This is a genomic window from Phytoactinopolyspora endophytica (genome assembly GCF_004138495.1).
Classification (GTDB): Bacteria; Actinomycetota; Actinomycetes; order Jiangellales; family Jiangellaceae; genus Phytoactinopolyspora; species Phytoactinopolyspora endophytica.
This window is the reverse complement of sequence record NZ_ML142851.1, coordinates 243,208-249,509: the sequence shown is the minus strand read 5'-3', so window position 1 is coordinate 249,509 and position 6,302 is coordinate 243,208. Positions and strand designations below refer to the sequence as shown.

Genomic DNA, 6,302 nt, shown 5'->3' with positions numbered 1-6,302 from the left:
GGTTCCCACGGACGAACTTCCACCTTTTTGGCGCAAGTATCAGTCGCGCCACATAATCCACGGCGAACAAGCCCCACGTGAGCCACACGACTGACTCGCAGAACGCCGATACTCCATCGGGCAATCCCGGGTAGATAATGGGTATGGCATAGCCGACAAGGAAAGCGCCGGCGGCTATCATCAATAGCGGCTCCGCTCCCCGCGCCCAAGTGATCGTTCTTGTCTCTAAACCTTCAGCCACCGTCACGGATTTCCGCCCCTCTATATCGCTGGCGCGCCACGGAAAAGTCCGCTGCGTCCACCCATACCCATGCGAAGGCAGCGCCTCAGCAGCCGCCAACCCCTCCTTGGACTCCCACCCCGAGAGCCATGGACAGAGAATAGCGGTCAGCTCGGGCCCATGGAATAGTGGTGAGTGAAACTTACATTCGTGCAAATTGCGGTGGCGGAGGCTCCTATAACGGCGTCGAGGATGTGGAACTCGAGCTCAGCTCACGGGATGCTCCGCTATCACTTCTAGGCGCCGCCCTCGGCCGCCGCCGACTCGGGTGCACTCGAAGCGCACGCTGGCCCCGTCGCTATCGAGGTAGAGGGTGCTGATGACGTTCTGCAACCACGGTCCCGACTCGACACTCCATTGCAGAGCCGACCACTGTGCACCGGCGGCCCACGCCGCCAGCCGGCCTATGTACGCACCAGGCCGCGAGACGAGGGCACGCACACCTACGATGAGGCTGCCGTGCAGGTCGTGGCAGAACGGAGAGGACACAAGCTGGTGAGTGGGTGAGCGCGGAGCCGTCCCGTCCGGCCAGGAGCGCACCCGCGCGTCGTAGGAGAAATGCACGTCGCCGGAGAGCACGATCACGCCTTTGCGTCGCTGATCACCGGCAGCCCGCAGCATCCGGAGGACGCGCGTGAACGACTCCGGAAAGGTGATCCAGTGGTTGAACTGCGCGTCCTGTCGGATCTCCTCGCCTATGCGAGCGCCGACGCGACCCCACCGTCCGGCGCACGCCGCGGTGACGAACCGTTCCAGGTCGTGCACGCCAGAAGGCAGCAGCAGCGGAAGGGATGTACCCACCAGCAGGTACGGCGCAGGAGTGGTCAACTCTCTGTCCAGCAGCTCCCACTCGTAGTCGTCCAGCATGTGGCGCTGACCGCCGGCCAGCACCCGGCCGTCGCGGGAATCGAGCATGACCAGCCGCGCCAGCCCGAGATCGCGGGCATAACTCCACCGAACGCCTCTCGTCCCGTGCGCGCCCTGCGTTGCCCGGGTGTCGAAGACGTCGAGTGCGACGCTCTCGTCGCCGCTGCGCAGTGCCGCGAACGCCGCGTCAGCCTCGCGTTCCTCCGACAGGAGGTTCCCCACATGCTGGTAGATCCAGTAGGCGGCCAGCCCGTTCGTCACGCGCTCCCGCCACCATGGCTTTGCTTGGTGCTCGACAAGCCACTGTTCCGATGTGTTCCAATTGTCGATGATCTCGTGATCGTCGAAGACCATCAGCGTGGGAACGGTCGACAGCAGCCATCTCACCGCGGGCTCGCTCCATGATTCGCGGTAGAGCGCCGCGAACTCCGCAAAGGTATGCGTCTGAGTGCCCACCGGTCCGTCGTCGCCCCGACGACGACGGATAAATCTCCGCGTAGCCGGCGCCCCCTTGTCGGCGTACACCTGGTCACCGAGCAGAAGGAGGACGTCCGGGAGTGCCTCGGGCCCGCTTGTCGCGCAGCGCAGCGCGTACTCGCACAGTGCGTCGATCCGATCCGAATCGCCGTTCTCGTCCGGCAGGATCGTCCGGCATGATCCGAACACCAGACTCAGCCGGTCATTCGGTAGCGCACGCAGGACACTCGGCGGGAAGCCGTCGTCTTTCGGCCACACCTGCTCACCGTCGAGGGCGACCGTGTACGGCGTGGCCGGTCCGAGCTCGTCGACGGTGACGAAGGCGTAGTGGTGTCCCAGCAATGTCACAGTCCGGGAAGCTCGCGAACCGATCCGCACCTCACAAGGCACGTCGGTCTCCACCCACACGGTGACGCGGTCACGATGTAAGGCGCGCAGGATCGGTCCGAGCAGCAGCCGCGCCATTGGCGAAGTGTATGAAGGCTCAGCTAGAGCCGTCGAGAGCCGGCGGCCGTCCTGGGCACGCTCTTCGGCGAAAGCCTGAACTGTTTCGACGAAAGCTTGCGCTAAGGTCGGCGCCACCACGACGGCCTTTGCGACCAACGCGTTCCAAATGGCGGAACGTGACCTTCGAATACCATGTTCGAGGGGCCACGCTGGGCCCTTGCACGAACCGGATGTCGAGGTCGCCTGCTCAGGGGCGGAGATCGGAGGCCGCGTTGTTCGCGAAGGTGCTGGTTGCCAATCGGGGTGAGATCGCCGTACGCGCATTCCGCGCGTCGTACGAGCTAGGCGCCCGGACTGTCGCCGTGTTCCCGCACGAGGACCGTGACTCCGTGCACCGGCTCAAGGCTGACGAGGCGTACCTGATCGGCGAACCCGGCCGTCCGGTGCGGGCATACCTCGACGTCGAGGAGGTCGTCCGGGTCGCGGCCATGTGCGGCGCGGATGCGGTCTATCCGGGCTATGGCTTCTTGTCCGAGAACCCAGAGCTGGCACAGGCCTGTGAGGCGGCGGGCATCACGTTCGTCGGGCCACCGCCCGGCGTTCTCGAGCTGGCGGGTAACAAGGTCCGCGCTCTCGCCGCAGCGCGGGAGGCCGGGGTATCCGTGCTGCGTTCCAGCGCGCCGTCGGCCGATGTGGATGAACTGGTGGCTGCCGCGGACCGGGTCGGCTTTCCGATCTTCGTGAAGGCGGTCGCCGGAGGCGGCGGGCGGGGCATGCGTCGCGTGGACGACCCCCGTGAGCTGCCGGACGCGCTGGCGTCGGCGATGCGTGAGGCGCAGGCGGCGTTCGGCGATCCCACAGTGTTCTGCGAGCAGGCTGTCCTACGTCCACGCCATATCGAGGTACAGGTTCTCGCCGACGCCACCGGTGACACGGTGCACCTGTTCGAGCGGGATTGCTCGGTGCAACGCCGTCACCAGAAGGTCATCGAGATCGCCCCGGCGCCGAACCTGGACGACGAGGTCCGCCACCGTCTGCATGCCGACGCCCTCGCCTTCGCCCGATCGATCGGCTACGTCAACGCCGGCACCGTGGAGTTCCTCATCGACACCGCCGGCGACCGAGCCGGCGAGCACGTCTTCATCGAGATGAACCCCCGTATCCAAGTCGAGCACACGGTCACCGAGGAGGTCACCGACGTCGATCTGGTGCAGTCCCAGCTCCGGATCGCCGCAGGCGAGTCGCTGAGCGATCTTGGACTGTCGCAGGACGGAATGCACTGCAACGGCACCGCCCTGCAGACGCGCATCACCACCGAAGATCCTGCCAACGGGTTCCGCCCCGATACCGGCCGAATCACCGCTTACCGGTCGCCGGGCGGAGCGGGCGTCCGGCTCGACGGTGGCACCACGCACGCGAACGCCGAGGTCAGTGCACACTTCGATTCCATGCTGGTCAAGCTGACCTGCCGAGGACATGACCTCGAGACCGCCGTGCGGCGGTCCAGGCGGGCGCTGGCCGAGTTCCGGATCCGCGGAGTCGCCACCAACATCCCGTTCCTGCAGGCCGTCCTCGACGAGGAGGATTTCCTGGCCGGGAGAGTGACCACCACGTTCATCGACGAGCGTCCCCACCTGCTGCGCGCCCGGACGAGCGCGGACCGAGGCACCAGGTTGCTGCGCTGGCTGGCCGACGTCACGGTCAACCGTCCGCATGGGGACGCGCCGGTGACGATCAGCCCGATCGAGAAGCTACCCGTGGTCGACGGCTCGGCTCCTGCTCCGGACGGGACGCGGCAGCGGCTGCGAGAACTCGGGCCGGACGCGTTCGCCCGCGAGCTACGGGCACAGCTCCCGGTGGCCGTGACGGACACAACGTTCCGCGACGCGCATCAGTCACTGCTGGCCACCCGGGTACGCACCAAGGACCTGCTCACGGCCGCACCGTACGTCGCGCACCGGCTGCCCGGTCTGTGGAGTGTCGAGGCCTGGGGCGGCGCCACCTACGACGTCGCCCTGCGGTTCCTCGGAGAGGACCCATGGGAGCGGCTGGCCGCATTGCGCGCTGCGATGCCGAACGTCGCGCTGCAGATGCTGCTGCGCGGACGCAACACCGTCGGATACACGCCCTACCCGGAACAGGTGACCCGGGCATTCATCGATGAGGCGGTCGCCACCGGTATCGATGTCTTCCGGATCTTCGACGCGCTCAACGACGTCGGGCAGATGCATCCCGCCATCGAGGCGGTCCGTGAAACCGGAACGGCGGTCGCCGAAGTCGCTCTCTGCTACACAGGCGACCTGTCCGATCCCGGGGAGCAGCTGTACACCCTCGACTACTACGTCCATCTGGCCGAGCAGATCGTCGACGCAGGTGCTCACATTCTGGCCATCAAGGACATGGCGGGTCTGCTGCGCGCGCCTGCCGCACGGAGCCTCGTCGCCGCCCTGCGGGAGCGATTCGATCTCCCGGTGCACCTGCACACCCACGACACCGCGGGTGGCCAGTTGGCTACCCTGCTGGCGGCGGTGGAGGCCGGAGTCGACGCGGTGGACGTCGCATGCGCGTCGATGGCCGGCATGACCAGCCAGCCGCCGATGTCGGCCTTGATCGCCGGACTCATGCACACCGACCGAGACACCGGCCTGGACCTGACGGCCGCGCAGGCGTACGAGCCGTACTGGGAGGCCGTGCGCCGGGTGTATGCACCGTTCGAATCCAGCCTGCCCGGGCCTACCGGCCGCGTCTATCACCACGAGATTCCCGGCGGTCAGCTCAGCAATCTGCGCCAGCAGGCGATCGCCCTGGGACTGGGCGAGAAGTTCGAGCAGATCGAGGACATGTACGCCGCCGCCGACCGGCTTCTCGGCCGGTTGGTCAAGGTCACGCCATCGAGCAAGGTGGTCGGCGACCTGGCGCTGCATCTCGTCGCTCTCGGCGCCGATCCCGACGAGTTCGCACGCGATCCGCGGCGCTTCGACATCCCCGACTCGGTGATCGGCTTCCTCGGCGGTGAGCTGGGTACTCCACCCGGCGGGTGGCCAGAACCGCTGCGAACCCGCGCTTTGCAGGGTCGCGACGTCGCCCCCAGAATGGCGGAACTGAACGACGACGACCGCAAGATCCTGGGTACGGCGGGACGCGAGCGCCAGGAAGCACTGAACCGGCTACTGTTCCCCGGACCTACGACGAACTTCACGGAGGCCCGCCAGACCTACGGCGACCTGTCCGTTCTCGACACCGTCGACTATCTCTACGGGTTGCGCCAGGGATCCGAGTCCGTGGTCGACCTCGGCAAGGGCGTGCGCATGATCGCTCGTCTCGAGGCGGTGGGCGACGCCGACGAGCGCGGCATCCGTACCGTGATGTGCACGCTCAACGGACAGCTTCGGCCCGTGTGGGTCCGAGACCGCTCGATAGCCGCTGAGGTACCTGAGACCGAGAAGGCCGATCCAGCCAACCCGGGCCACGTCCCGGTCCCGTTCGCCGGCGTGGTCACGGCGACGGTGGCCCAGGGCGACACGGTCGCTGCCGGTCAGGCGATCGCCACGATCGAAGCCATGAAGCTGGAGGCCTCGATCACCGCTCCTGTCGGCGGCCGGGTGGCCCGGCTCGTCGTCACCGAGCCGCGGCGAGTCGAAGCCGGAGACCTCATCGCGGTCATCGAACCCTGATCAGCGCGCCTCTTCAGTACCCACACGGCTCAGCCATAGTCCATCGGAGGCTCATTAGACGTAACTACACTTATGATAAATGCAGTTACGTCTTTCGTACGGCGTCCGCACCAAGGATGACTACGTGCCGGCCGGCGACAGCTCCGCGTCGAGATCTCGGGCCCGGACTCGGCGCGGCAACGCGAACAGGCCCACGAAGACGATCACCAGGATCCCGGCCGCGTACCACAGGGTGAAGCTGAAGGTCCGGGAGAAGTTGTGCGCGTTGGCCAGCGCACCGGCTTGGGTCAGCATCTGACGCACCTCGTCCGCGGCGGGCGACGTCGACACGCTCGGCTCGAGCTCGCAGCTGGCCGGGATCTCGGTCGGGTCCGTGGCCGCCGACCGATCGCGCACACACTCCCGGAAGCCCGCCACGATGTCTTCTTGCGCCGATGCCGGCATCCCGACGGCTGTGAGCTGTTCGTGCAGGCCAGGGCTTACCTCGTCGACACCAGACCCGGACCCATGGTCCAGCTGTGTGAAGAAGAGCACCCCCACCAGGGCCACGCCGAGTG

Annotated in this window: 2 protein-coding genes and 2 pseudogenes; 1 reads left to right on the top strand and 3 read right to left on the bottom strand. The window is 66.9% G+C overall.

Features of this window, described 5'->3' with window-relative positions:
- A pseudogene (locus tag ELR45_RS37125) lies at window positions 1–181 on the bottom strand (two pore domain potassium channel family protein); the annotation flags it as partial.
- Window positions 182–487: 306 nt separating this feature from the next.
- Window positions 488–2,089, bottom strand: coding sequence for an alkaline phosphatase D family protein (locus ELR45_RS06990; protein WP_129664602.1), 1,602 nt, complete (start codon window positions 2,087–2,089; stop codon window positions 488–490).
- A gap of 254 nt (window positions 2,090–2,343) precedes the next feature.
- Between ELR45_RS06990 and ELR45_RS06985 the strand changes: the two genes are divergently transcribed.
- Complete coding sequence (locus ELR45_RS06985) at window positions 2,344–5,745, top strand: pyruvate carboxylase (RefSeq protein ID WP_129664600.1); 3,402 nt, start codon at window positions 2,344–2,346, stop codon at window positions 5,743–5,745.
- Window positions 5,746–5,865: 120 nt separating this feature from the next.
- Here the strand turns inward: ELR45_RS06985 and ELR45_RS37120 are convergent.
- Window positions 5,866–6,302: pseudogene (locus ELR45_RS37120) on the bottom strand (MFS transporter); the annotation flags it as partial.